At 52.8% G+C, this 24,125-nt stretch carries 20 protein-coding genes and 1 pseudogene; 11 read left to right on the forward strand and 10 right to left on the reverse strand.

Features of this window, described 5'->3' with window-relative positions; all coding sequences use genetic code 11:
• A complete protein-coding gene (locus JCM25354_RS04660; protein ID WP_025885146.1) occupies positions 1-864 on the reverse strand; it encodes a MurR/RpiR family transcriptional regulator in 864 nt (287 codons plus the stop codon).
• A 65-nt stretch (positions 865-929) separates the two neighbouring features.
• On the reverse strand, positions 930-1,937 hold the full coding sequence (locus JCM25354_RS04665) for a sugar phosphate isomerase/epimerase family protein (RefSeq protein ID WP_199899905.1): 1,008 nt from the start codon (positions 1,935-1,937) through the stop codon (positions 930-932).
• Between the two features lie 543 nt (positions 1,938-2,480).
• Between JCM25354_RS04665 and JCM25354_RS21590 the strand changes: the two genes are divergently transcribed.
• Genes JCM25354_RS21590 through JCM25354_RS04680 form a run of 5 tightly spaced genes read left to right on the forward strand, consistent with a single transcriptional unit; the run spans position 2,481 to position 6,054 of the window.
• The gene (locus JCM25354_RS21590; protein ID WP_199899906.1) at positions 2,481-2,789 is read left to right on the forward strand and encodes a hypothetical protein; all 309 of its coding nucleotides are present in this window, start codon (positions 2,481-2,483) and stop codon (positions 2,787-2,789) included.
• Positions 2,690-3,532 carry a sugar ABC transporter substrate-binding protein gene (locus tag JCM25354_RS16705; protein WP_243443912.1) on the forward strand — a complete coding sequence of 281 codons (843 nt, stop codon included), beginning with the start codon at positions 2,690-2,692 and terminating at the stop codon, positions 3,530-3,532. Before JCM25354_RS21590 ends, JCM25354_RS16705 begins: the two co-directional genes overlap by 100 nt.
• A gap of 22 nt (positions 3,533-3,554) precedes the next feature.
• Positions 3,555-4,112, forward strand: coding sequence for an ATP-binding cassette domain-containing protein (locus tag JCM25354_RS21595; protein ID WP_199899907.1), 558 nt, complete (start codon positions 3,555-3,557; stop codon positions 4,110-4,112).
• Positions 4,109-5,074, forward strand: coding sequence for a sugar ABC transporter ATP-binding protein (locus JCM25354_RS21600; RefSeq protein ID WP_199899908.1), 966 nt, complete (start codon positions 4,109-4,111; stop codon positions 5,072-5,074). The genes JCM25354_RS21595 and JCM25354_RS21600 overlap by 4 nt, the downstream gene beginning before the upstream one ends.
• Positions 5,071-6,054 carry an ABC transporter permease gene (locus tag JCM25354_RS04680; protein WP_025885148.1) on the forward strand — a complete coding sequence of 328 codons (984 nt, stop codon included), beginning with the start codon at positions 5,071-5,073 and terminating at the stop codon, positions 6,052-6,054. The genes JCM25354_RS21600 and JCM25354_RS04680 overlap by 4 nt, the downstream gene beginning before the upstream one ends.
• Before the next feature lie 58 nt (positions 6,055-6,112).
• On the opposite strand, the gene JCM25354_RS04685 is transcribed toward JCM25354_RS04680, so the two are convergent.
• The gene (locus JCM25354_RS04685) at positions 6,113-8,023 is read right to left on the reverse strand and encodes a Hint domain-containing protein (RefSeq protein WP_148301383.1); all 1,911 of its coding nucleotides are present in this window, start codon (positions 8,021-8,023) and stop codon (positions 6,113-6,115) included.
• A gap of 759 nt (positions 8,024-8,782) precedes the next feature.
• Between JCM25354_RS04685 and JCM25354_RS22195 the strand changes: the two are divergent.
• The 6 genes and pseudogenes from JCM25354_RS22195 to JCM25354_RS16725 all read left to right on the forward strand — a co-directional run.
• A pseudogene (locus JCM25354_RS22195) lies at positions 8,783-9,304 on the forward strand (TonB-dependent receptor plug domain-containing protein); the annotation flags it as partial.
• A 275-nt stretch (positions 9,305-9,579) separates the two neighbouring features.
• Entirely contained in the window at positions 9,580-10,983 is a 1,404-nt protein-coding gene (locus JCM25354_RS21610) for a TonB-dependent siderophore receptor (RefSeq protein WP_243443913.1), read from the forward strand.
• On the forward strand, positions 10,983-11,738 hold the full coding sequence (locus tag JCM25354_RS16720; protein WP_148301384.1) for a hypothetical protein: 756 nt from the start codon (positions 10,983-10,985) through the stop codon (positions 11,736-11,738). The genes JCM25354_RS21610 and JCM25354_RS16720 overlap by 1 nt, the downstream gene beginning before the upstream one ends.
• Positions 11,739-11,947: 209 nt before the next feature.
• Entirely contained in the window at positions 11,948-14,236 is a 2,289-nt protein-coding gene (locus JCM25354_RS04700; protein ID WP_051537224.1) for a TonB-dependent receptor, read from the forward strand.
• Positions 14,237-14,845: 609 nt separating this feature from the next.
• Complete coding sequence (locus JCM25354_RS04705; protein WP_025885151.1) at positions 14,846-16,933, forward strand: Hint domain-containing protein; 2,088 nt, start codon at positions 14,846-14,848, stop codon at positions 16,931-16,933.
• Positions 16,934-16,984: 51 nt separating this feature from the next.
• The gene (locus JCM25354_RS16725; protein ID WP_199899911.1) at positions 16,985-17,881 is read left to right on the forward strand and encodes an FkbM family methyltransferase; all 897 of its coding nucleotides are present in this window, start codon (positions 16,985-16,987) and stop codon (positions 17,879-17,881) included.
• Here the strand turns inward: JCM25354_RS16725 and JCM25354_RS04715 are convergent.
• The 7 genes from JCM25354_RS04715 to JCM25354_RS16735 form a co-directional block, all read right to left on the reverse strand.
• Entirely contained in the window at positions 17,817-19,343 is a 1,527-nt protein-coding gene (locus JCM25354_RS04715) for a sensor histidine kinase (RefSeq protein ID WP_025885152.1), read from the reverse strand. The genes JCM25354_RS16725 and JCM25354_RS04715 overlap by 65 nt on opposite strands.
• On the reverse strand, positions 19,324-20,076 hold the full coding sequence (locus JCM25354_RS04720; RefSeq protein ID WP_243443903.1) for a response regulator transcription factor: 753 nt from the start codon (positions 20,074-20,076) through the stop codon (positions 19,324-19,326). Before JCM25354_RS04720 ends, JCM25354_RS04715 begins: the two co-directional genes overlap by 20 nt.
• Before the next feature lie 161 nt (positions 20,077-20,237).
• Positions 20,238-22,019, reverse strand: a complete 1,782-nt coding sequence (locus JCM25354_RS16730; RefSeq protein WP_025885154.1) for a methyl-accepting chemotaxis protein — start codon at positions 22,017-22,019, stop codon at positions 20,238-20,240.
• 349 nt (positions 22,020-22,368) lie between these two features.
• Positions 22,369-23,091 carry a flagellar basal body L-ring protein FlgH gene (gene flgH, locus JCM25354_RS04730; protein ID WP_025885155.1) on the reverse strand — a complete coding sequence of 241 codons (723 nt, stop codon included), beginning with the start codon at positions 23,089-23,091 and terminating at the stop codon, positions 22,369-22,371.
• A gap of 31 nt (positions 23,092-23,122) precedes the next feature.
• Positions 23,123-23,248, reverse strand: coding sequence for a hypothetical protein (locus tag JCM25354_RS22960; RefSeq protein ID WP_279379544.1), 126 nt, complete (start codon positions 23,246-23,248; stop codon positions 23,123-23,125).
• A 14-nt stretch (positions 23,249-23,262) separates the two neighbouring features.
• Positions 23,263-23,451, reverse strand: a complete 189-nt coding sequence (locus JCM25354_RS20970; RefSeq protein ID WP_148301385.1) for a flagella basal body P-ring formation protein FlgA — start codon at positions 23,449-23,451, stop codon at positions 23,263-23,265.
• The gene (locus tag JCM25354_RS16735; protein ID WP_148301386.1) at positions 23,439-24,119 is read right to left on the reverse strand and encodes a hypothetical protein; all 681 of its coding nucleotides are present in this window, start codon (positions 24,117-24,119) and stop codon (positions 23,439-23,441) included. The genes JCM25354_RS20970 and JCM25354_RS16735 overlap by 13 nt, the downstream gene beginning before the upstream one ends.
• Positions 24,120-24,125 lie beyond the last annotated feature (6 nt).

Consider the following 24,125-nt stretch of genomic DNA (forward strand, 5'->3'; position numbering starts at 1 on the left):
TTATTTCCTCCGTTTTTCGGAAACGGCTTCTGATGTTTTCTGCAGGTTTCGTTCCGCAGAATCGAAATCCTTCTGCGCAAGAGCGGCGAATATGGCGTCCATGATATTGAGCTGCGCCACACGTGCGGCGGCATTTTCTCCCAGTAACGGCGACCCCCGTGCCGTTGAGCACAGAACCAGATCAGCTGCCTTGGAAAGAGGGGATTCCTCATAATTTGTGACAGCGATTGTGGTCGCTCCGGCCCGTCGTGCCTGCATCAGGGCGTCGATGACCATTCCGGTACGGCCAGAATGCGAGAAGCCGATTGCCACATCACCCTGCTGCAACAGCGAAGACGACATGAGCATCATGTGAGCATCGTCGTAGACTGACGCTCTGACACCAATACGCAACAGCTTGTGTGCGACGTCACGGGCGATCTGGGCCGAACCACCAATTCCGTATAAATCACGGTTACGCGCAAGATGCAGAGCACTGACTACTTTCTCGAAGCACGTAACATCTAGAATAGCCAGTGTCTCCTGCAGGGCCTGAATAGACGTATTGAAGACCTTGGACAGGATTTCCTTCGTCGAATCCTGGGGTTCGATCTCCTGAAACAACGCTGTGGAAGGGAGGGCATTATAAGCCTGAAGAAACTTCCGGCACTCACGATAGCCGGAAAAACCGAGCTTCTGCGTTGTCTTGACGACGAGCGGCTCCGACACGCCGATAATCTCTGCGAGATCCTTTAGCTTGATACTCGCCGCCATATCAGGACGGGTCAGCATATCGACGACTTTGAGTTCTGAGGGACTGAGACCGGGGCGCAGCATTCTTATCCTGGCGCCAATTGCATAGATATCCATAACCTCGCCGTTCATCCTGCTCCCGCCCACTGCCTCATCTCTCTTCACAAAAATACGCCTTTGGCTGCGCCAGAAACAGACTAGCGCTGACCGGACTGCAACATGATTTCCTGCAGAATACGATTGGAGGCGACAGCATCCTGACGATCGATCGCATCGACCAGTCCATTACGCGCGTCGAGACGATCAACAACCGCAATCATGTGTCTGACCGTTCGGATATTGGCCTCGCATTCGGCCACCGGATCGAGACCTGTCACATCCGGGAACGTATCGAAATAGAGCGCGCCCCTATATCCGTCCTTCTTGATCTGACGCAGCAACTCGATTGTCTGTACCGTATGAACGGCGCCGACCATCAACCCGTCATCGCGCTTCGAATACCCGTCATTGAGGTGAATACCGAGCAGCTTGCTATGACGGGCTATCAGGGCCGCTGCAAAGGCAGGCTGTTCATCCGCGTAAAGGACATGAGCAAAATCGAGAGTCACACCGAGATTAGGCAGACCGACATCACGGATTGCCAGAAGCGTGGTCGCAGCATCAGGCATAAGCGCATAGGATCGCGGCTCATTGGGTTTGTATTCGATACTGATCATCACGTCGGGATTGTGCAAGGCAACCTCGCGTATCGCCTCGATCTCGGCTTCCCAGGCCCTGGCATAATCCACCTGGAAAGCATAATCGAAACCATCTTGCCCCATCCAGAGCGTCAACTGAGGCGCTCCGCACAGGCAGGCCGCATCAACACCTTTTTTTGTCAGATCGATTGCCTGCCGTCTCACAACAGGGTCGGGGTTGGTGAACGCACCCAGACGAAATTGGGGAACGCTGTAATAGCGCATCGCAACACCACTGATATCCAGACCTGCGTCGCGTATCACGCGCGCCAGTTCGCCGGGATCGTGCCCTATGAAATGATCCGGATAATTCAGGTCGAGAACGGTAAGCCCCTCCACAGTTGCGGCACGTTGCGCCATTTGCAGTGGGGTCGGCTTGCCCACCAGTTCAGGCCAGAATGTTTCAGGACTGGAAGCAAAGGAATTGAGGCGGGTCGCGAATGGCAGGGAATGCAGACTGTGAGACATAGGGAAAATCTCCTCTCTTTCTTCACAGGTATAAGTTTTTTTGTGAAGTTTCTAATCACGACTTCTTGCCCTTCTCTTCTTCATCCCCCTGAAGAAGCGGCGATTGTTACCTGCGCAGGCTAGCATCGCATCACTGTCCACGATCCGGAGATGATGACACCCCGTTCCACTGAACAGAGCCTGCAAGACAGACAAGAGCGCCCCATTCAGCCTTCAAGGGGCAAATGCCCTGCAGCAATATCTTCATAAAGAGCAGGCCTAAAGCCATGAGACAGATACGGACAAAGAAACACTCTTTTGTGATTTATAACTTCACGAATTAACATATATGTAGAAATCAAGGAGGTCAGCTTCCTGCTTGCCGGCAATCCGGCCACCCATAGTGGCCGCCTGTGTCGGGAAACAGAATGTCAATGATGCATTGAGAAGACAGGGCTTTTCTGGACGACCACGGAATTATGCCACTGACCAACAGCCTGTCTTGCTTTCGTCTTTTTCAGAGGCCGACCAACGCGACAACCTTCATTATATCGGGCGCGTATCATGCGGAAAACAGTTGTTTTAGGTCTGACACTCGGCGCATTACTCTCGTCAAGCGTCCTTGCGGCGGATTTGCCGCCACTCAACCCCGATAGCGAGCCCGATCGGATCACCTGGTTCCAGGTCCCCCAGAAATTCGGACCGGCACCTCAGGTCAAGGGCCAGAAATACGGCGTCGTTTTAAAAACGCTGACGAATGATTTCTGGCGTCTCTGGCCGAAGGCTATCGTACCGCTGCATCCCGCGTCGGGGCAAAAGTTGATGTTCAGGCAGCACAGGGCGAGTCAGACCAGATGGGACAGCTCGCCATGATGGAGAATATGGTCGGACCGCAATACAAGGCGCTTTTGATTTCTCCACAGACAGATGCCAATTTGCAGCCTGCCATTGATGAAGCTGAAAAAGCCGGAATTCCGGTCATCAATGTGGATGATGCCGTTGTAAGCTCAATCGGCCATTTTGTAGGCGTTGTACAACGCGAAAATGGTGTCCGGGTCGCAAAATGGTTCATCGAGCATTATCCCGATGGTGGCGAAGTGGCTATCATTGAAGGTCAGGCAGGTGTCTTTGCTGCGTTGCAACGCACGATAGGTTTCAAGGAAACGATTGCAGCCTCTGGCAAGCTCAAGGTTGTCGCCAGTGTTCCTGGCAACTGGGATCGTCAGCAATCCTACGACGCCGCCACCAATATTCTTCAGACCCACCCGAAGCTGGTCGGCATCTATGCCAGTAACGACACCATGGCTCTCGGGGCGGTCGAGGCAGTCAAATCACTTGGCCTTGCCAAGCAGGTGCACGTCTTTGGCACTGACGGTACCACAGATGCCTATAGTTCGATCAAGGCCGGCGATATGGAAGGCACCGTTGACAGCTTTCCTGTCCTGACAGGTGAGATTGCCTTTGACGTCGCGACAAGGCTGACCGCAGGCCAGAAACTGCCGCGCGTCGTCGCCACCCCCCAGGTTCTGGTAACGCGCGAAAACATGGCCAAATTCAAGGGTGATGAAAAAAGCGTCCGGGCAGCCCTGATCGAGGATGCGACTTCGTCCCATTGACGAATGACAGCAGGAGTTGACCATGGACGGCTACCCCCTCCCCCGGCTGACGCTCGAAAAACTCGTCAAATGCTACGGCGAGACGCGGGTGGTGGATGAGATCAGCATCACAATCGAGCCGGGCGCCGCCCATGCTCTCCTTGGAGAGAATGGTGCGGGAAAATCCACACTTCTCAAGATGATCTCCGGTGTCGTACGTCCGACTTCCGGAATCATACGCGTCGATGGCGTGGAACTGCCAAGCTATACCATGAACGGCGCCCGCTCAGCCGGGGTGGCGATGATCCACCAGGAACTGCAGCAGGTTCCTGAACTTACCGTGGTTCAGAACATGTTTCTGGGCCGCCCTCTCCAACGCGGCCCCGTTCTGGCCAAAGCTGAGATGGAGACACGTGCCAGAGAGGTGCTCGCACGCCTGGATCCGGCCATTGACGTCAGGGCACCGATTTCAACATTGCGCGTAGCAAGCCGCCAGCTTATCGAAATTGCCCGGGCACTGCTCTTCAAAGCCAAGATCATTGCCATGGATGAGCCCACATCAAGCCTTATGCCGACCGAAGTGGCCAGGTTGAACAGGTGATCGGCGATCTCTGCCGACAGGGTGTGTCTGTCGTCTATGTTTCGCATAAACTCGATGAAGTGATGCGTATCTGCAAAAGAGGGACGATACTGCGCGATGGACGTCATATCTCGGAGGTCACCCTTCAGGATCTGGGCGAGCGCGATCTGGTTTCCATGATGGTTGGACGCGAGATTTCCACTCTCGCACATGAATCGTTCCAGACGACAGACATCGCTCTGACCGCGCGCAATCTTTGCTGGGGCAAGAAAGTCAGCAATGTCTCCCTCGACCTTCACAAGGGGGAGGTTCTGGGCATTGCCGGTCTGGTAGGCGCAGGACGGACCGAGCTGCTGCAACTGCTCGCAGGGGCAGAGAAGCCCGATTCCGGGGAAATCAGAGTCAACGGAAAAATCACGCATTTTCGCAACACGCGCGATGCGATTGCTCTGGGTATCGGTCTTGTACCGGAAGAACGAAAGCGTGATGGCATCATTCCGCTGCGCTCTGCCCTTTCCAACACGGCCATTACCTCTCTCGGGCGCTTCACCCGTCTGGGACAAATCAGAAACAGGCAGATGCGCAAGCGCATTACGGCTCTTTATGGTGACCTGCAACTGCGCCCTATGGATCCGGACAAACCAGTACGCCTTTTCAGTGGCGGTAATCAGCAAAAGGTCATCCTTGCGCGCTGGATGCTGGCAGATACCGAGATACTGCTGCTCGACGAGCCGACACGGGGGATCGATGTCGGGGCGAAGCAGGAGATCTACCGCCTTATCCGCATGCTGGCCTCCGAAGGCAAAGCCATTATCGTGGTGTCATCGGAACTGCTGGAGATCATGACCGTGAGCGACCGGGTGCTTGTCATGCGCGCCGGCCATGTTGCCGCCACTCTGGAACGCAACGCCCTGTCTGAGGAAAGTATAGCCCATTACGCCGCCGAAACCCTTAAGACAGTCGATACGGAGCTCGCATCATGAGCCAACAGAAAATTCTTCACGCTGCTCCCGGAGCCAGTCAGAAATGGCGCTGGCTTCCGAATGTGCGGGATGCAGGCACCCTGATCGGTCTTGTGGTGATTGCCACCGTCTTCACCCTTTCGACCCCATTATTCATGACGGCGCATAATGCCATCAACATCCTGCAACAATCGAGCATCAATACCTGTGTCGCCCTTGGCATGACGCTTGTCATCATTGCAGGCGGGATCGATCTTTCCGTAGGACCGGTCGCAGCACTTTCTGCCGTTATCACGGCAAGCGCCCTGCATGCTGGCGTGCCTATACCACTTGCCCTGTGCGCCGGCCTCGGCATTGGGCTTTTTTGCGGATTCTGCAATGGCGCCCTTATCGCCTTTGCAGGATTGCAACCGTTTATCGTCACTCTTGGCACGCTGAGCCTTTTTCGTGCCCTTGCCCTGATCTATACGGGCGGCAATCCGATCATCGGCCTTGAAAGCGGATTTCGTACGCTCTTCAACGGCTCGATCGGACCGATACCGGTACCTGTGGTAATTGCCGGCGTCATAGGGATCGTCGCGTGGTTCATTCTGCGCAAAATGCCGCTGGGTGAGTATATTCTTGCTGTGGGAGGCAATGAAGAGGCCGCCCGGATCGCGGGTGTTCCAATCGCGAGAACCAAGATTGCCACCTATATGATCTCGGGTTGCGTCACCTCCATTGCCGCCATGATCCTTATTGGCAGACTTGGAGCTGCGGAACCTGTTCTGGGCAATCTCTGGGAGCTGGATGCCATCGCTGCCGCTGCAATCGGTGGGGCCTCTCTTATGGGAGGCAAAGGCAGTATCGTAGGCACGATACTGGGGGCAATCGTGCTGGGTGAAATGCGCAACGGCCTGACTCTGCTCAATGTTCAGGCTTTTTATCAGCTTCTGGCAACCGGCCTCATCATTATCGTCGCGATGCTGGTGGATCGTTTCACACGGGGACGGCAACAATAGCCGTCCTTTTCTTACCCAGGCGCAGATCTTCAGCAAACATAGTCAGGTTATAATCCACTTAACGTTTCCTGCGGGATCGCAGGAAATCGCGCCTTTGCATACCGGAAGATCGGCATGCTATCCCCGTCTGCTTAACAGACTCAATACCCGGCTCAAGAGCAGGCAGGTCAATCGGTTCGACAATGTATGGTCCTGAAGCCAGTATCTCGAGACACAGGATACCGAAAGAATGGGCATTGCGATCCGGCAGCTCCAGCAAGGCGCGCCCATCCGTCCAGCGTGCACCCGGTCCTTCGACATCATGCCATCCGGTGATCTGCCTGTCCGCCAGATGAGCCTCCATTTCCTGCGCCGCATTGGCCTCGAACAGGATAACCTTGCCTATGAGCACACCAAGACAGCGACGATCATCGACAAAGGGGCCAATTGTATCAGATGGTTTGGATGCATTCGATTCTATCCAGACCGACTGGATCTTCGGCGGAAGATAGAAGGTTACCATGCCCGCACTGTAACGGTGTGGCCGGATAACGATGTTTCTGCCTACGACCAGTCTGATATGTGGATCAGCTTCGAGAGATTGGTCGGAGTTACCGGAAAGGTGTCCCATATCGACCGCACGTTCCTTGCACCATTTATGAATGGGCTCGACAAAAGAACGATCAACACACACTGATGCTGCAGGGCACAGATTTCTGCGGAGAGTATGGTAATCGTCTGAGTTTCTTGTAGATGTAAAAGCACTTCGATTACCCGTATCGAGGTAACTCTCTGTCTGTATACCATTGGCAAAAATCACAGAATGATCTTCGACCTCAATGTGATAATATGTGAAGTAACTGATGGAAATATCGTAAAATATACTCCCCCCGTTGACCAGCATTCTTGCCGGAACGAACTTCCCATTCATGTAAAGACAATGTTCTGGGGTAATAAGAAGATCCTGGTAAGGCGCAGCTTCCCCAAATGCATCTTTCCGGACCCTGATCGGAAAACCTGCCTCATCGACCGGTTTCTCTGCTCTTGTTATAGTATGCCTGCTCCCGACCCAGATGATCTTCCTTGTTTTCAGCTTATCGTTGATCAGGACGATCACTTCGTCTCCGTCTTTGAGCATTTCGACCGGACACTCACCACCAGGAGTGCGGATCATCGTCCCTGCCAGAAAACAGACACTCGCCAGAGCCTCAACCGACAACGTTCCTCCATCCTTGCTCATCGTCAAAGGGCCACGACCTGAAACAGAGAACTGGCCTGTAGTAAAATTGATGCCTGAAACGGTGAAGCTTGCGAGTGTGTTCCCGGCCTCGTCCAACGCGGTGATGATCTGTGATCCATTCAGGCTGACAACTGTATAAGTGTCAGGATTTCCTGCCAGATTGGTAAACCGCACAATATCGCGCGCTGCATCGAACCCGTTGATCGTCACGCTTGAAAGGTTGATCAGGGCGCCACCAGCATTGGCAACGAAAATACCGCCGCCCTGGCCAAAATTTATTGTACTTCCCGAAAGGGCGCTCAGAAGTCCGGATCCATTACTGAATGACCCGCCAGCTCTGAGATTGATGGTTGTGCCACTCAATGCATTTCCCAGCACTCCTGAGGCCAGGGTTACAACCCCACCGTCAACATTGACCTTCATTCCGCTAAGGAGTGATGCCCCAGTGGAGATAACCGCACTTCCTCCAACATTGATTGTCGCTCCGGTGAGGGCACTCAGGACTGTCGATACCTTACCCGAATATCCAGGAGGAATTACATATATTCCTCCACCCAAGCCAAGAAGAGACAAGATATTCAATGTACCATTCAATGTAGTAAGAACATTTCCTGCGGGTATTCCTGACACATAGGACGTTGATCCATCCGTATAAGTAACACGAAGGTCGTAATTTGCTCCTATGCCCAATATTCCTGAATGATAAGTAAGGCTGTAGATAATCCCGTTCGAATTCGAATAATCTGTCACACCGCAAACCCCTTAAAAAACATGCAAACAAATATCATTTCGATTAAATTACAATTTGCGGTCCAATCTGATAATGAACTGTTTCCCGCTCATAGATAGGCCGTCACAATCACGATGCTGCTTTCACCTGCGTACAGGTCACCCACAAGGAGCAAAAACACGTTTCTGCTTCCGCCTCCTTATCAAAGAAATGCATCTATAGTTGTGGTCAGCGCGCTATCAGTATGAATCGCAACACCATTATAACCGCTGAAAGATCGATCCAATGTGGAAAGATCGTCCATTTCGCTTCTTTCATCTGCCCTGATTGATTGTGCAGCTGCTATCTTCGTTTAAAAAATATAATAGATCGTAAAAAAATGCAGATATCGCGGAAAGCTTTTACCCTGACGAAGCGGGAGATGATGCCGCCTCTGCCAAATGTCTCAGAGAACCAATCAAACGCTTCGGTCAGTTTCGTGAGACGTACTTCATTACCACTTTTTTTTCTTATTTCCAGCTACGCAAGACGAAACAGCAGAGATGATCCGCTATCCATCAGACATTATGGCACGACGCCCAGTCTTAAACTTTCCCAATCTTGAACCTTATTCGTGTTTCTGAGAATCATTTGCATATAATCACAACACAAATTGGCGCATCGGCCTCTCTTAAATCCTGCACGCAAAATGCGTAGAGGCCGCCACTCGTCATTTGTGGAGTGTTATGAAAAAATATTGCTTTTCCCTCCTTTGCCTCAGCGTAACGTCCTCTCCCGCGATGGCAGACTCATCGTCACCAGTCTTTTCCGAGGCAACAGGGGCATCAAACAACGGAAAGGTACAGACTGATACCCCAGTATCCGCCTCTGCTGCCACTCATCCTGCCTTGCCGCTGGCAAAGTCCGGCACGGATGAGCTGATTACCGTCACAGGACGAGCGACACCGCCTCCGGAAGTCACGGATACACGCTATCAACCTACGCCGGATGCTTCGACCCTGCGTACCACCACGTCGGTGCTGAATATTCCGCAGGTCGTCAATATTGTATCTCAGCAGGTGATACGTGATCAGGAACCGCGCAATCTGGATGATGCCCTGGCCAATGTAAGCGGTATTACACAGGGTAATACGCTGGCCGGGACTCAGGATACGATCATGAAACGTGGCTTCGGCGGCAATCGTGACGGCTCGATCATGCATAACGGGATGCCTCTGATACAGGGACGCGGTTTCAATGCTGCTGCCAACAGTGTCGAGGTACTCAAAGGGCCGTCTTCTCTGCTTTATGGCATCATGGATCCTGGCGGCGTCATCAATATCGTCAGCAAAAAGCCACGTCTGCAAGCCAGGACCACAGCATCGGTCATGGGCTGGACCTATGGGCGGGGCAAGGATGGCTTTGAAGGAATGCTCGATTCAACCGGTCCAATCGGCAAGGGGAAGCTCGCCTATCGGTTGGTACTGGATCGTATCGCCGAGGATTACTGGCGCAATTTCGGCATGCATCAGGAAACGCTGATCGCCCCGTCACTGGCCTGGCTGGGCAAGAAGACGCAGATCATCGCCTGGTACGAATTTCGCGACTATCTCTATCCTTTCGATCGCGGTACGGCGCTGGACCCGCGTACTGGCAAACCGCTCGATATTCCCTCCACCCGACGCCTGGACGAAAACTTCAATCGCATGACCGGGCAAAGCCATCTGGCCAGCTATCGCTCGATCATCGCTTCGGTGCCGGATGGTCTGCTCATGTCAATTTCAGTTATAATCAGGAGACTTACGATGCCAACCAGCTGCGTGTAACAGGCGTCAACGTTGCCAGAGGCACACTGAGCCGCAGTAATGACGCCACCCATGGAGCGTTCAGCTCGGATACGTATGGCACCGCCTATCTGGATGGGCCGGTCAAAATCGGCAATTTCAAACAGACAATCCAGATTGGCATGGATGGTGAATACAGATTGATCTACCGAAAAGATCTTCTGCGACAATCGAGCAAATATACGTTCAACTACATCAAACCGGTCTACGGTCTCGAAAATCCTTCAACGACAATATCGCCAAGCGATAGCGACCAGACTGACGATCTGCACGATTATTCCGGCTTCTTACGCGACACCTTCAAGCTCGGTGAACGCTGGGTAGTCGTCGGCGGGCTGCGCTATCTCAGCTATCGCCAGATCGCAGGCCGCGGGCGGCCTTTCAAGGCCAATACCAATATCGGAGACGGCGCCTTTTTGCCCCAGGCTGGGCTTGTCTACCGCCTTGCCCCCTCCTGGTCGCTTTATGCCAGCTATACACAGTCACTCAAACCAGCCTCGACCATTGCACCGCTTTCCAGCGGGCTCGTGCTTGATTCAGGATTTCAGCCGGAAAAAGGCCGCTCCTATGAATTCGGAGCGAAAATGGCGCTACATGATCGTCTGACCGGCACGCTTGCATTCTACGATATTCACAAGCGCAACGTACTTGTCTCCCAATACAACACGACGACCAACCAGACAGACTACCGTACAGCAGGCGCCGCTCGCTCACGCGGCATAGAGCTCGATCTGTCCGGACAGGTAACAGGACATCTCAGCATGATTGGCAGCTATGCCTATCTCGACGGTGCAACGACAAAAGACCCACTATATGCAGGCAAGCAGCTCTGGAATGCCGCACGCCATACAGCATCGCTGGGGATCGTTTACGATCTCGGCCCTGTCTTCGGCGAGGACAGGCTGCGCTTTGGTGGCGATGCCCATTATGTCGGACGTCGCGCGGGCGATTCAGCCAACAGCTTCTTTCTGCCCAGCTATGTCACGGGCGATCTGTTCGCAACCTATGACCGGGTGATCGCGCACCATATGGTCAATTTCCAGTTCAATATCAAGAATATCTCCAATCTCGTTTATTATCCTTCGTCAGTAAACAGCTATTTCGTCTCTCTCGGCGAGGCGCGACGCTTCTCTCTGCGCACCATGGTGGCTTTCTGATGAAAAACCGTATCCTTCTGCCTCTTGCTATTTGCATCACAGGATTCATCTCGCAAGCGACGGCACAGATTTCGCCTCCTGCAGCAGAAGCGAGAAGCATCGCCTATCTCTGCAAGCTAAAAGGCCCTAATCGTGCCATCGATGACGCCGCCATTGCTCATATCTCCAGCCTCGGTTTTACCGTTCACCCCATGGAGGACACGACAAGACCGGAGGAAGTGAAAGACGATCTGGTCGTGCTGTCCTCTACGGTCTCAGGGAAGAATGTCAGTCCGGCCTGGCGCTACGCCGCCAAACCGCTTTTGACATGGGAAAATGACAGTCTCGACGACCTTGCCATGACGGGTAAACGCCATGATGTCGACTTTGGAGAAACTGAGAAAGAACGTTATCTCTGGCTCGTCAATGCGCCGCACCCGATGAGTGGCGGTCTCTCGGCCGGATTGGCCAATGTCTATACAAAGCAGAGCCCCATGAGTTGGGGTAAACCGGGGCTCGGCGCAACCGTGATCGCCACAGTCTATGGTCAGCCGAAAAAATCCGCCATCTTCGGCTATGAAAAAGGCGCGACGATGGATTATGAATCCCTTGCTCCCGCCAGACGGGTCATGGTTTTTCTGGATAACGCGACCTTTACGATGCTTTCCCCTCAGGGAGAGTGCCTGTTCGACTCTGCCCTGCTCTGGGCAAGCAGCCAACAGGGGCAGGCTGCGTCCTGTGCTGCAACGCGTGGCAGCAAGATCTCCAAACCCTGAATTTATCCAAAACATAGATAGTCAGGCTGTCTCAGCGCCCTGAAAACGGGAGGCAGTCTGTTCGTGACGTCAAATTGCGAGGTTACTGGCAGGAAAACCTGTTCGCAGAAACAGTTTAAATTAAGCTTTCCCAATCTTGGACTTAACCATTTGCCAGGAAATAGAAAGACAAATAGCAATTGCGACGCGTTCTCATCATGTAGGTTGTCATGCTGTCTGTTCTTTGCCCCAAGCGCTTCGCGACGCGCTCTCTCCTTTCCTTGTGTTTGATCAATACTGCTCTCTCGACCTCGGCTCTGGCCTCTACTTCCCAGAGCGAGGAAAAGACGCGGCCTGTCTATAATAATGCGTCAAAAAAAAAGGCATTACCGCACCAGGATGCAAAAGCGGCGAATGACAAGGCACAAAACGGGAAGCCGGGAGATGAACATCTGACCGTCATCGGCAAATCACATCCTCTGCTGACAGCCCTCTCCCCCAACCACAAATTCACGGCCTCTTTGCTTGATACACCACGCTCGGTCTCAGTTGTGACGAAAGAGCAGATGAAGCTGGTCAACGCCACCTCCTTTGAAGACGCCATGCGGACCGTGCCCGGCGTCAGCTTTCGCGGCGGCGATGCCTATGCCATTCCGGGCGGCAACTACCCCGTCATTCGCGGCTTTGGCTCATACAGCAACATGTTCATCGACGGGCTGCGTGATAGCGGCGTGAGCCAGCGTGAAGTCTTCGATGTCGAGGAAATGGAAGTCCTCAAGGGGCCGGGTTCGGTCTATGGCGGTCGTGGTGGCCTTGGCGGGCAGATCAATATCACCAGCAAGAAAGCACAGCTCGGCAATCTGACCTCCGGGCAGATCGGCTTTGGTACAGCCGCCTACAAGCGGGGCACGATCGATATCAACCGCCAGATTGGCTCCTCAACAGCGTTCCGCCTCAATGCCATGGGTGCCGATGGCGATACGGCTGGTCGCGCACCTGTTGGCGGGCATAAATGGGGCGTCTCACCGTCACTTGCTTTCGGCCTCGGCACGAAAACGCGGCTGACGCTCGGCTATTACCATCTCTATTCGTTCGACATGCCTGATTACTCTGCGCCGTACAGCAAGGTCACGCATGAGCCTCTGAAGATACCACGCAGCACAGTACTCGGGCTTGCAGATCGCGATTTCGAGCGCAGCACCACCGATCTGGGGCAGATCATTCTGGAGCGTGACCTGTTCAAGGATTTCGTTTTCCGGAACACGCTGCAATGGACCAGTACGCAATATGACTATGTTGCCACCAACCCCCAGTGGCAGAGCGCGGCGCTCAATAACCAGACCATCCTGCTCGAAGCCAAATCCGGCAAGTTCCATACGGATAATTTCCAGGAACAGGCCATGGTTTCAGGAACGTTCGACACCGGACCGGTCCATCACGCCATCAATACCGGCATTGAAGTCTCGCGCGAGCGCCTGACGCGCAACGAGTATTACGTAGTCGATTCAGGTGGGCATAATCTTCGTAATGGTGGCCCCTGCACCATTGCCTATAACTGCATCTCGGCCACCAATCTCGGCAGCTGGAGCGCCCATAATCCCTGGCTTGGCTCCTATACGCTGGGCGAGCCGGGTATTGCGCCGCTCAATACCAATGTCACCACAGGTTCTGCCTATGCGTTCGATACGATGAGCATGTTGCGCGATCATCTGCTGATCAATGGCGGCGTGCGTTTCGACCGCTTCATGACCTCTGCGGTTCAGGGTAATGTCGGGCTCAGCAACAACCAGAGCTTCATCAACTATCAGGCGGGCGCGGTCTATAAGCCAGTAAAGCCCGTCAGCCTCTATTTCTCCTACGCCACCGCGTCCAATCCGGTCGGCGTCGATGCCGGCGCAGACGGACAGATCGCACTCTCGGCCGCGAATACAAAACTCAACCCTCAGAACGGCAAGAATATCGAAGTCGGTGCCAAGGCCGATCTGTTCAACGGGCGCTTTTCCGTCACCGGCTCGCTTTTCGACGGCAAGATGACAAATGCCCAGGTGTCGGATGGCTATGGCAACCAGATCAATGCAGGAACGCAGCGTGTGCGTGGTGCCGAAATCAACGTTGCAGGCAGCATCACGCCGAAATGGGAGATGTTCGGCGGCTGGACCTATCTCGACAGTACCGTCATCAATGGGGGGCCGACCAGGGCCAACGTAGGCAAACGGTTCCCCTACACACCGGGCAATTCGATCGCGCTATGGAGCACCTACAAGATTCTGCCACGCCTGAAAGCAGGTGGTGGCCTGACCTATATGAGCAAGCGCTATACCAATGTGAACAACCAGACCTGGGTGCCTAGCTATGTCCGTCTGGACATGGTGGCCGATTATCAGATTACCCGCACGCTTGATCTGCAGGCCAACCTCCAGAACCTGACCAACAAACGCTATTACGACCGGGTTTATGTCAATTATTCACGCATAGCTGCAGGCCGGGCTGTTACCTTCCAGCTGACGCTCAAGATGTAGCCAATAGAAGTAAAAACAGACGTAATTCACTATACAGGCCGGGTCTGGTAGCCAATGATATCGCGCCAGACAAGGCCTCGTCGACTGACGAGATAAAACCGCCAGTTATAAGCTTTCATCTTGCTATTAACGGGATACTGCTCAGTTGAAGGCTCATCGTCTCCTGTGTGACGATGAGCCGGCAGAGCGTGAAACTCGATGCACTTCATGCCTGCTCTCTGCATCAAAAGGCAGTAAGATTGCCCGATATCTGATCAGGCAGGACGTACAGGTCATAGACCGTGACAAACCCCGAGACTGTAGCGTGCTACTGATCAGGATGGGTATATCCTCGTCGATAGTCTGCAGACTGACCGGAACACCCAAACAGCAAGGCATTTCCCAATGCGATAACACAGACCGGTTCAATTACCATGAAGACAACAACTAATATCATCCTAAAATGACAAACAATTATCCTTTTTCAACTTAATATTACATATCGTCCACAATCAAGTACCCCTCCGTATCACTCTCCACAGGGAAATATCTGATCCCTGACAGGGAAAACGGAGAGTTTTTTCAGCCTGAGCGCTCGCAAGAACTTTTCAAAGCGGAAAGGGAAACAGGATGTCGGACGGAAGCAGCAATTTAGTAACACCTACCAACATACTTGGCAGAACATTTGGATATCTTCAATCTGCTTCTGTATATGATGAGAGCAACGCGGACGAAGACCAAAACAAGTCTTCCGTACAAAACGGTACGCCCTATCCTGTACCCCCTCTCTCGCTGGCTGCTGATGATGTCGATAACACTCAACAGACAAACAATGCCTCCACAACGAACGACTACTCACGCTCGGCCAATGTGGACATCTCTTCGAGACTGTTCAACTCATATGAAACAAGAGCCACAGGCGGAACAATTGTAAATGGTACCCTGAAAATAGGATCGGCCGGTGAGGCCGTGACTCTCTCTGGCGCTCAGGTGAAATCAGGCGGCAATCTGAATGTTTATCGGAATGCCTCAACGGTTTCTGCCGTTGTCTCCTCAGGAGGGTATATAAATCTAGCCCCCCGCACTGACACGGTTCCTGGGGGAACGGCAATTGCTACCACGCTCCTGTGGGGTGGTACAATGAACGTCTATAATTCCGGATTTGCCCAAGATACGACAATTTCTGCCGGCGGCGTTGCAATGGTCAATAACGGCGGCGTGCTAACAGGCGCTCAAGTTTATTCTGGTGGTCTGATCTCTGCAATCGGTGGTGACCAGACCAAGCCCCCCGGTGTCGTCAGCGGTGCCACGATATATAGCCGCGGTGTATTGCGTATGAGACAGGGGGTAGCAAGCAGGGTCGAAGCTACCGGCTCAAATAATGTCATTATGAGCGGTGGTACAATTGTTGTCGGCCTGGGATCGGTTGATACGGGGTCGGTTATCAGCAGCGGAGGATCTGCCATCCTTGCGTGGTCTGGTGGCCTGGTCAATACGCGGCTCGAACCGCATGGATCGTTGGATTTCGACTATCTTGGGGGGAACCTGGTTGGCGCGTACATGACATCGGACGGGCTCCTCACTGTCTACAGCGACAATGGTAAAAACGCGACCATACAACTGGCCGGGAAGTACGATCATAATGAATTCAAATTCAGTGGTGATACGCTTGAATACTTATGCTTTCTCAAAGGAACACGCATATCAACCCCCGATGGCCATATTGCAGTCGAAAACATTTCATGCGGTGACGAAGTTCTGACCTGGGACACGAATGCAAAGACACAGAAGATCTCGAAAGTCAGCTGGGCTGGTGTAAAGACCATTACCCCCAGACCAGGTCTTCCCGACGACTCATGTGGCTTTCCTGTGATTGTCAAAGCCGGAGCTCTGGATAACAGTATTCCCGAAAGAGATCTCCAAATAACGCCCGAGCACTGCCTTTATATTGACGGATATTTTATTCCATCGAGAATGTTGGTTAATGGAAAAAATATATATTACGACAGAACCGTCAAGGCATATGATGTCTATCACATTGAAACGGAAAACCACTCCGTACTGTGGGCCGAAGGCGCAATGTCAGAAAGCTATCTTGACACGAACAACAGGCACAGCTTCACCCAGTGCGGTGCCGTGCTCAACTTGAGCAGGAACAAAAATCTTAGCTGGGAAAATGATGCCGCAGCGCCTCTCACAACAATACGCTCTGTTGTAGAGCCAATCTATCAACGCATTCTGGCTCGCGTCGGGATGCCTGTCGCAAAACCTGACACAATAGATGACCCTGATATTAAGATTGCGTTGAACGGTAACAAGACAGTTGAACCGTGCAGAATTTCGGGAAACAAATACGTTTTCATGATTGAAGGTGAGGTGCGTGATATCTCGATAGCAAGCCGATCGAGTAGACCGTGCGACGTCATCGGAAATTTCGTCGATGACAGGCGCAACCTGGGTGTTCTCGTAGGAAGTATCGTGGTTTTCGACAGTCTTAGGACATACTCTCTGACTGAACATCTGACGAATAAAGATCTTGAGGGGTGGCACGCAGCAGAAGGAGAGGCGAGCCGATGGACAGACGGATGTGCCAGCCTTCCGATCAAAGCCCGCGACGCCCATAGTATTCTGATAATCGCAGTAGAGATCCTGTCCGCCGGACCCTATCTGGTGAAAAAATTGTGTGACGACAATATCCAACGTCTCTCGGCACTATAGGTCTGAATTATCATCCATCATTCACACTCCCTTATGCGTAGCTTCGGGGGTGTGAATGATGAGCTGACCATTATTTGGTTATTTCTCCTGGAAGCAAACGACAACTGGCGCCTGAAAACCGTTTCTGCCGGAATGAAAGATTTTTCTATGCACTATCATATCAGTACGCCTCGAAAAGCGGCGTATATTCTCGCGGCGACAGACCACGGGACAATGATTATCAACAGATTCGATTACCATAGGATAGTTAATCAGGACTTCGCATATGGCGTCGGTCATAGCTTACTGGAATCAGGCTGTTTCGATCCACAGGATATTCTATGCCTGAAAGATATTCTTTCTGTTCTGCGCAAGCTTCGTGGTGAAGGCGTCGTAGCCGTTGATATCGGCGCCAATCTGGGCGTGCACACGATTGAATGGGCCAAACATATGACGGGTTGGGGATACGTCACCGCCGTTGAAGCCCAAGAACGCATTTATTATGCGCTTGGTGGAAACATCGCCCTGAATAACTGTTTCAATGCACGCGCGCTCAATATCGCCATCGCAGACACAAATACGACCATAAAAATACCGAAGCCGGATTATTGTTCTCCCGGTAGTTTCGGTAGCCTCGAATTACAGGAAGGACCCAGAAACGAATTTATCGGCCAGTCAATAAGTTACAATAACGATTCGATGGTTGAAATCGACGTCAGAACCATCGACTCATTTACACTGCCACGGCTCGATTTGCTTAAAATCGATGTTGAAGGGATGGAAATGGCCGTTTTACAAGGCGCGATAGAAACCATAAAAAAGCAACGCCCGGTCATGTTCATTGAACATATCAAGATTGATATGGATGTCCTGACCAGATTCATGGATACGATTGACTATAAGATTATCTGTGTCGGCATGAATAGTATCGCGTTTCACATCGACGACCCGGTATCTTCCTATCTCTAGAAATCATTGGGCCAGAACCACCGCAAAAGGATTTTCTTCGAGGGATCTGGCTGACACAGCTCGACTGACATTCAAGTTGAAGCCAAGAGAGGCAGGCGCACCTCACAACGCAGGCCGGATGATTGTCCCTCAACTGGATAGTCCCGTCATGCAGCTGCGCCACGACACGAACAAGACTCAGACCGATCCCGGTTCCAGGCACATGCCGGCTGCTATCCAGTCGTACCATCTTCTCGAAAACACGCTCACGGTCTTCCGCAGCAATACCTGGCCCCGTGTCATCAATCCGGATTACGCCAGTATTATCCTCTCTGAAGGCTGAAAGCGTGATGACGCTTCCAGCCGGCCCATGCAGCGTGGCATTCTCTACGAGGTTGGACAGCATCTGCATCAGCAAGACCTGATTGCCCTGCATAATCATGGGCTGGCAGGCAGGAATATAATGCCAGCTCTGACCATTATGTTCTACGGTCGGGCGATAAAGTCCATCAAGCATATCCAGTATCTGCTGCAGATCGACCCTCTGCATGTCAGGAATCTGTTTGCATGATTCCAGCTGCGCCAGTTTGAGCAGGGACGCAAAAATTTCCAGGGCCTCGTCCAGGCTGGCTCTAGCCTGATCAAGAGACTGTCTTGCCTCGAAACCCGTCATCTTGCTCTCTGCCATTTCAAGATGACGCCCTAGATGCGCCAGAGGACGACGCATGTCATGGGCAATATCATCCGTCACCTGCCTGATGCGCGCCATAAGCGCCTCGTTGCGATCAAGCATGGCATTAAGACTGCTGGAAAGATGGTTGAACTCATCGTCCATTTCCGTCAGAGGAAGCCGGCGTGAAAGATCGCCTTGCATGATCTCTCGTGCCGTGTTGCTGATCACATCGATGCGCCGTAGCAGCAACCGGCTCATGGCAAAGCCCCCGGCCACACCAATGACGACAAACCCGCTGCCGCACCAGAACAGTGTCATGAAAAACCCATGACGCAATGTCTGGAGGGGGGTGCCTCCTATCCCGACAAAAAGATACCCACCATCATCAAGCACAATACCATAACCAAGCACCGGATGATGATCCGGCGGCGAGGTACGATGCGTCCATGAAAGCATGCGCCAGCCAGGCTGAGGTCGCAGATGAAACATATTCCCTACCACCACGACCTGCTCGGCATTCTGGAGAAGGTAATAAAAGCCGGGCTCATTCTGCACAAAATCATGCATCACAGGCATCAGATGCATCACATCCTTATAACGCGCATCCGCCAGCGCCTCATTGCGCTCATTCATTACCGTCTGACGCATCTGGTGATCAAGCAGACTGATACCGCGCGTTCCCGACCAGGTGACACCTGCCAGTCCGCAAATCACAAGACAGCTGGCGAAGGAGGCAATGATACGAAACGAGGAACTTTTGAAAACCGATAGTGATCTGTTCGCCGTCACTTCAGCCTTGCCCGTGCGCACGCAGGACGTAGCCCTGCCCCTTCACCGTATGCAGCAAGGCGGGTGCATCGCGCCCCAGGCGTTCACGCAAACGACTGATATGGGTCTCGACGAGATTGGTATGGACAGGAAAATCAATACCCCAGACATGCTCCAACAGCATGGTGCGGGATATGACGATCAGCGGATGCCGCATGAAATATTCCAGGAGTCTCATTTCCTGGGACTGGATATAAAGCTTCACACCACGACGAAACACTTCGCGTCTGACCAGATCAAGTTCCAGATCACCAAAGACAAGCCGCGTGACATTGGAAGGTTGATCGGCGCGCCGCAAAAGGGTCTCGATACGCGCCTTGAGTTCAGGCAGGGCAAAAGGCTTGACGAGATAGTCATCAGCCCCGCTTCGCAGCCCTTCAACCCTGTCACGCACACCATCCATAGTGGTGAGGAACAGCACCGGACAATCTCCTCCAGAGAGCCGTATCTCCTTCAGGATAGACAGACCATCAACACCGGGAAGACGGCGGTCGAGCACAATGCAGTCCCATCCCCCCTGCACCGCCAGCGCTTTACCCTTGTGACCGTCTTCTGCATAGACAACCTGAAATCCCCAGCTTTCCATGGCACTCCCGGCATGCACACGAAGTGCCTGATCATCCTCGGCAAACAGCAAGCGTCTTGCAGGCTGGTATATCTGACCAATCGATGAGCAGGGGGCATGAGGCAAAACGTACATACTCCAATACGACATACCGTCCACCGGATCGACGATCACAGGACGCTATGACCATATTACCGTGTCTGCGCGTCATGGACATAGGACACAGGTACAATTGGACGTAAGCGAAGCCTCATCATGACGTCGCCCCCTTCCCCGGCCCTTGAGGTACCCTCGGGGGAGACGCAAGGAATTTACTGAGCAAGCTTGAAGAAAGAGATACGCTCCCTGAGGACAGAAGCTGCCTGATCAAGAGAGGAAATCGCAGCAGTATTTTCTTCGACCATTGCTGCATTTTGCTGCGTGGACTTGGTCATTTCCCCCACGGCCAGGTTGATTTCCTGCATGGCTGAAAACTGTCCTGTCGCGGAATGAGCAATCTCAGCCACAAGTTTGTCAATTTCTGATACCTGTCCCAGGATGATCCCCAGAGCGCCACCGGCCTCACGCACCAGTCTGACACCATCAGTGACGTAATCGCTCGAACTCGAAACCATTTCCTTGACGCGACGCGCACCCTCGGTTGAGCGCTGAGCCAGGGTTCGGACTTCTGTTGCGACAACGGCAAACCCTCTGCCTGCATCTCCTGCACGGGCAGCTTCAATACCGGCATTGAGCGCCAGAAGATTGGTCTGGAACGCAATCTCGTCGATAAGACCGATTACCTGACTGATCTGGGAGAAGCTGCTCTCGATCTGGCTCATGGCATTGACGGCATTATGAACCATGGTCCCGGATTTTTCCGCACCTGCACGGGTTTCGTCCGTTACCGTAGCCGCTTTACGGGCGCTGTCCGCAGCGTCACGCAACATACTGACCACACGTTCGATAGCGGCAGAGGATTGCTCAATACTGGCTGCCTGCTGTTCGGTCCGACGTGACATATCGTTGGAAGCGACTGAAATCTCTCCCGCGCCAGACCCAATAGCCATAACACTTTGCTGAATGACGGCAAAAGTCTGGTTCAGACGTTCGAAAGACTCATTGAAATCGGTCTTCATGACCTGGAGCCTCTGCGGTAGCTGTGCCTCGATACGATAGACCAGATTACCGCCTGAGGCTGCCGCAAGCCCCCCGCGTATCGCATCGACCGCCCGAGACTCCTCTTCCAGCTCCCGGGCAATACGGTCGGCATTCTCTGCGCGCTCTCTGGCGACGATTTCCCGTTCAGCTTCCTGCTCTGCTTCCTGGCTTCTGGCTTTCTGCAGCCCTGCCTGAATCGTGCTGAGTGCTTTGGCCATATCCCCCACCTCATCGCCACGATCAATGCACGGGATCGAGCCATCAAGCTTGCCCTTGGCAATACCCAGCATCCGGTCGCGAACAGAAAGCAGAGGATCGACAATGGTTTTCTGGCTCATGATCAATGTGGCAACCAATATGAGGATCTGAACAATCACCAGGCCGAGCACACAGTTTCTTATGGAGACACGCGCCGCCTGAGCCAGTCTCTGCGACGCGGCCTCGACCTGGGTAATGCGCTGCCCGGTAATCGCACCGATATCGATCGCCAGATGAACACCATCCTGATCCGAAGCCTGCATGATCGTGCGCATACGTGACACGTCACCTTTGGTCTGCGCCGCCAGAATAGCGTTGAGCTGCTGCTCGAATGAGTCATAACGCCCTGCTAACGGAGCAAGTGTTACCTCCAGCTTGGGATCAGTTTTTTCCGCCTCTCTAAAAAGCTCGCGCGTGCCCTGCATGTCTTTCTGGAACCGCGCTATGATCTCGCCCACGAAAGGGCTTTGGGCCTGATCGGTCACAAGATGAGAAGCATAAAGAAGTGCGTTAAGCTTGTCTGTAATACGCGCGAGGAGAATAGTGCCCCGATCATCTGCGTTGATAAAACTGCGATAACGCGTATCGGTCGTCATCTGGTTCTGCACCAGAAAGGCGGCAGCTGCAAAAGTAACCAATGTCAATGTGATCGCCACAAGGGCAATCTTGGTCTTGAAGCGAAGAACACTGAACATAAAAGGGAGAGCCTTATCTCAAGGTGTCCCCTACCATTCGAAGGCAAGCGTTAAAAAATCCTTTCCACTCAAACATATTGGATATCATACCATTGTAGCAGCTGGTCAGTCAGACATGCCTTCAATGCGGAATTTACTCTAAAAGTATAATATCCGTAGTTTTTTGATTTAAGAACTTATTGCATCTTAAGTAGAAATATTAACTTTTTCTTAGATAGATATTCTCAAGAAATATACTTGCGAAATTTTCTTTCTCGAAAACTCCACCCTGAAAATAAACCGTAACAAGAAGCCGGAACAACGCTATTGCGCCAGGAATCATAACCGTAACAATCAGAGGATCATATCATCAGAAAGGCAGCACGCCATCCATGATCTGCTGACCGTAACGCGCAGTCTGCGCTTTGGTCAGTTGGCCACGACCACCGTAGGAAATGCGGGCTTCAGCAATACGGTCATGCGTTACAATATTACCTTCAGTGATATCTTGCGGCCGCACCACGCCACTGACCATCAACTGACGCAGCTCGCCATTCACTCGTACCTCCTGCCTGGCAACGATCACAAAATTACCATTAGGAAGAACCTGTGTAATCGTCCCTGCCAAAGCAAGGGTGACAATTTCGTTCCTGCGTATAACGCCCGCACCTGTATTGGCACTTGCACTGCTCGTATCAAGAGCACTTGAACTCGAAAGCACCTTGCCCTGAGCACCGAAAAAACTCGGAATGCCAAAAGTCTGCGATCCGCTCCCCGCGATAGTCGTATTATCGTTGACGGCTGCGTTATCGGAAATATTCACGTTAATCGTAATGAGATCGCCCACCTGAGAGGCACGCTGATCCTTGAAAAAAGCCCGACTCCCCGGGCGCCAGAGACTGCCTACTTCAGTCGGTGGAGGCTGCAATGGCGGCATCGGCATCGTGATGGGGCGATAATCCGGTGCCTGTGTAGGATCAGAAGTGCGTGTCATCCGGGGCGGATGGCCTATTTCTGTCAGATCTGCCAGCGACGTACAAGCGCTCAAGGAGATCGAAAGAAAAAGACAACGAAATACCGTCATATATTTCATTGTCCAGAACCTCGCAGAGAAAAAATAACCGTCATGGCATCGTATTACGTGCCGACATTGCCAGACGTCGCGTCGTAACGGGATCTGCCTGTACAGGATGGCTGCTGAGTTCAACGACAATATTCGAGCCATCGACCACATGACCGCTCACGATCATGCCACTCGACTCATTCAGGCTTTAATCTGTTGTCTGATCCCGGCATCCTCCATCGCGCGCCCTGCAATGGCCAGCTTCAGCCCTGGTGCGGTATAGGTAATCATCACTGGATCGCCCTTATGCATGACCAGACTGCGTTGCAGATCCTGCATGACCACAGCAGCACCCGCCACAACGCCGCGCGTTACGCTTAAACCATCGATATCGGCCTCATTTGTAACCGCCCTGGCGGAAAGATGTCCCGCAAAGGAATCATCATGCGTGTATCGGCAGCCGTCAGTACACTGCCCGCAGGGAGAGCCCGGGCATAAACGAGTACGCGTTGGGTCGCATGCACAACCCCTGTCAGCATAAACGAATCTGAAGCAAGATCACCGGTAGGGTGAGCTCTGTAGACCGTTGACGAAAACCAGCCACTGCGCTGGTCCCATTTCACATCGGACAGGATGACAGGGTCAAGCTCGTTTGTTGAAACCGTCAGAGGGTGGAAATCCCGCAATGTAATGGAAATCGGCCCCTCACCAAGCTCAGGCAGATTTTTGCGGATCAAGGCGTCAAAATAAGCCTCATCAAGAAGGCGTCCTGCCCGCGTTATCGTCATGGATGCAGATGCCGACTGATCTTCCCAGTCAACGCCATACTGATCTGCAATAGCAATCAGTTGCTGACCACTCACTTCTATTGAACGACCCGGTGCAGGTCCCGCACCCAGAATACGGTCCTGCCCCTCCTCCAGTCCGAGAAAAATATCAGACAGCCGGACAGTATCGGACGCAATCATTGTTGTATGACGCAAGGTCGCTGCATAAGACAATGACGGAACTGTCAACAGAAGCAGTGCCGCAGCAAGACCTCCCGAAAGCCAGCACATGGCAGC

The sequence above is a fragment of the Asaia prunellae JCM 25354 genome (assembly GCF_000613885.1).
Lineage (GTDB): Bacteria > Pseudomonadota > Alphaproteobacteria > Acetobacterales > Acetobacteraceae > Asaia > Asaia prunellae.

Coding starts and splice junctions, on each gene's coding strand:
- JCM25354_RS04660 (WP_025885146.1), bottom strand. CDS start 864: ATGAACGGCGAGGTTATGGATATCTATGCAATTGGCGCCAGGATAAGA.
- JCM25354_RS04665 (WP_199899905.1), bottom strand. CDS start 1,937: ATGTCTCACAGTCTGCATTCCCTGCCATTCGCGACCCGCCTCAATTCC.
- JCM25354_RS21590 (WP_199899906.1), top strand. CDS start 2,481: ATGCGGAAAACAGTTGTTTTAGGTCTGACACTCGGCGCATTACTCTCG.
- JCM25354_RS21595 (WP_199899907.1), top strand. CDS start 3,555: ATGGACGGCTACCCCCTCCCCCGGCTGACGCTCGAAAAACTCGTCAAA.
- JCM25354_RS04680 (WP_025885148.1), top strand. CDS start 5,071: ATGAGCCAACAGAAAATTCTTCACGCTGCTCCCGGAGCCAGTCAGAAA.
- JCM25354_RS16720 (WP_148301384.1), top strand. CDS start 10,983: ATGAAAAACCGTATCCTTCTGCCTCTTGCTATTTGCATCACAGGATTC.
- JCM25354_RS04700 (WP_051537224.1), top strand. CDS start 11,948: ATGCTGTCTGTTCTTTGCCCCAAGCGCTTCGCGACGCGCTCTCTCCTT.
- JCM25354_RS04705 (WP_025885151.1), top strand. CDS start 14,846: ATGTCGGACGGAAGCAGCAATTTAGTAACACCTACCAACATACTTGGC.
- JCM25354_RS04720 (WP_243443903.1), bottom strand. CDS start 20,076: ATGTCGTATTGGAGTATGTACGTTTTGCCTCATGCCCCCTGCTCATCG.
- JCM25354_RS16730 (WP_025885154.1), bottom strand. CDS start 22,019: ATGTTCAGTGTTCTTCGCTTCAAGACCAAGATTGCCCTTGTGGCGATC.
- flgH (WP_025885155.1), bottom strand. CDS start 23,091: ATGAAATATATGACGGTATTTCGTTGTCTTTTTCTTTCGATCTCCTTG.
- JCM25354_RS22960 (WP_279379544.1), bottom strand. CDS start 23,248: ATGATCGTGAGCGGTCATGTGGTCGATGGCTCGAATATTGTCGTTGAA.
- JCM25354_RS16735 (WP_148301386.1), bottom strand. CDS start 24,119: ATGTGCTGGCTTTCGGGAGGTCTTGCTGCGGCACTGCTTCTGTTGACA.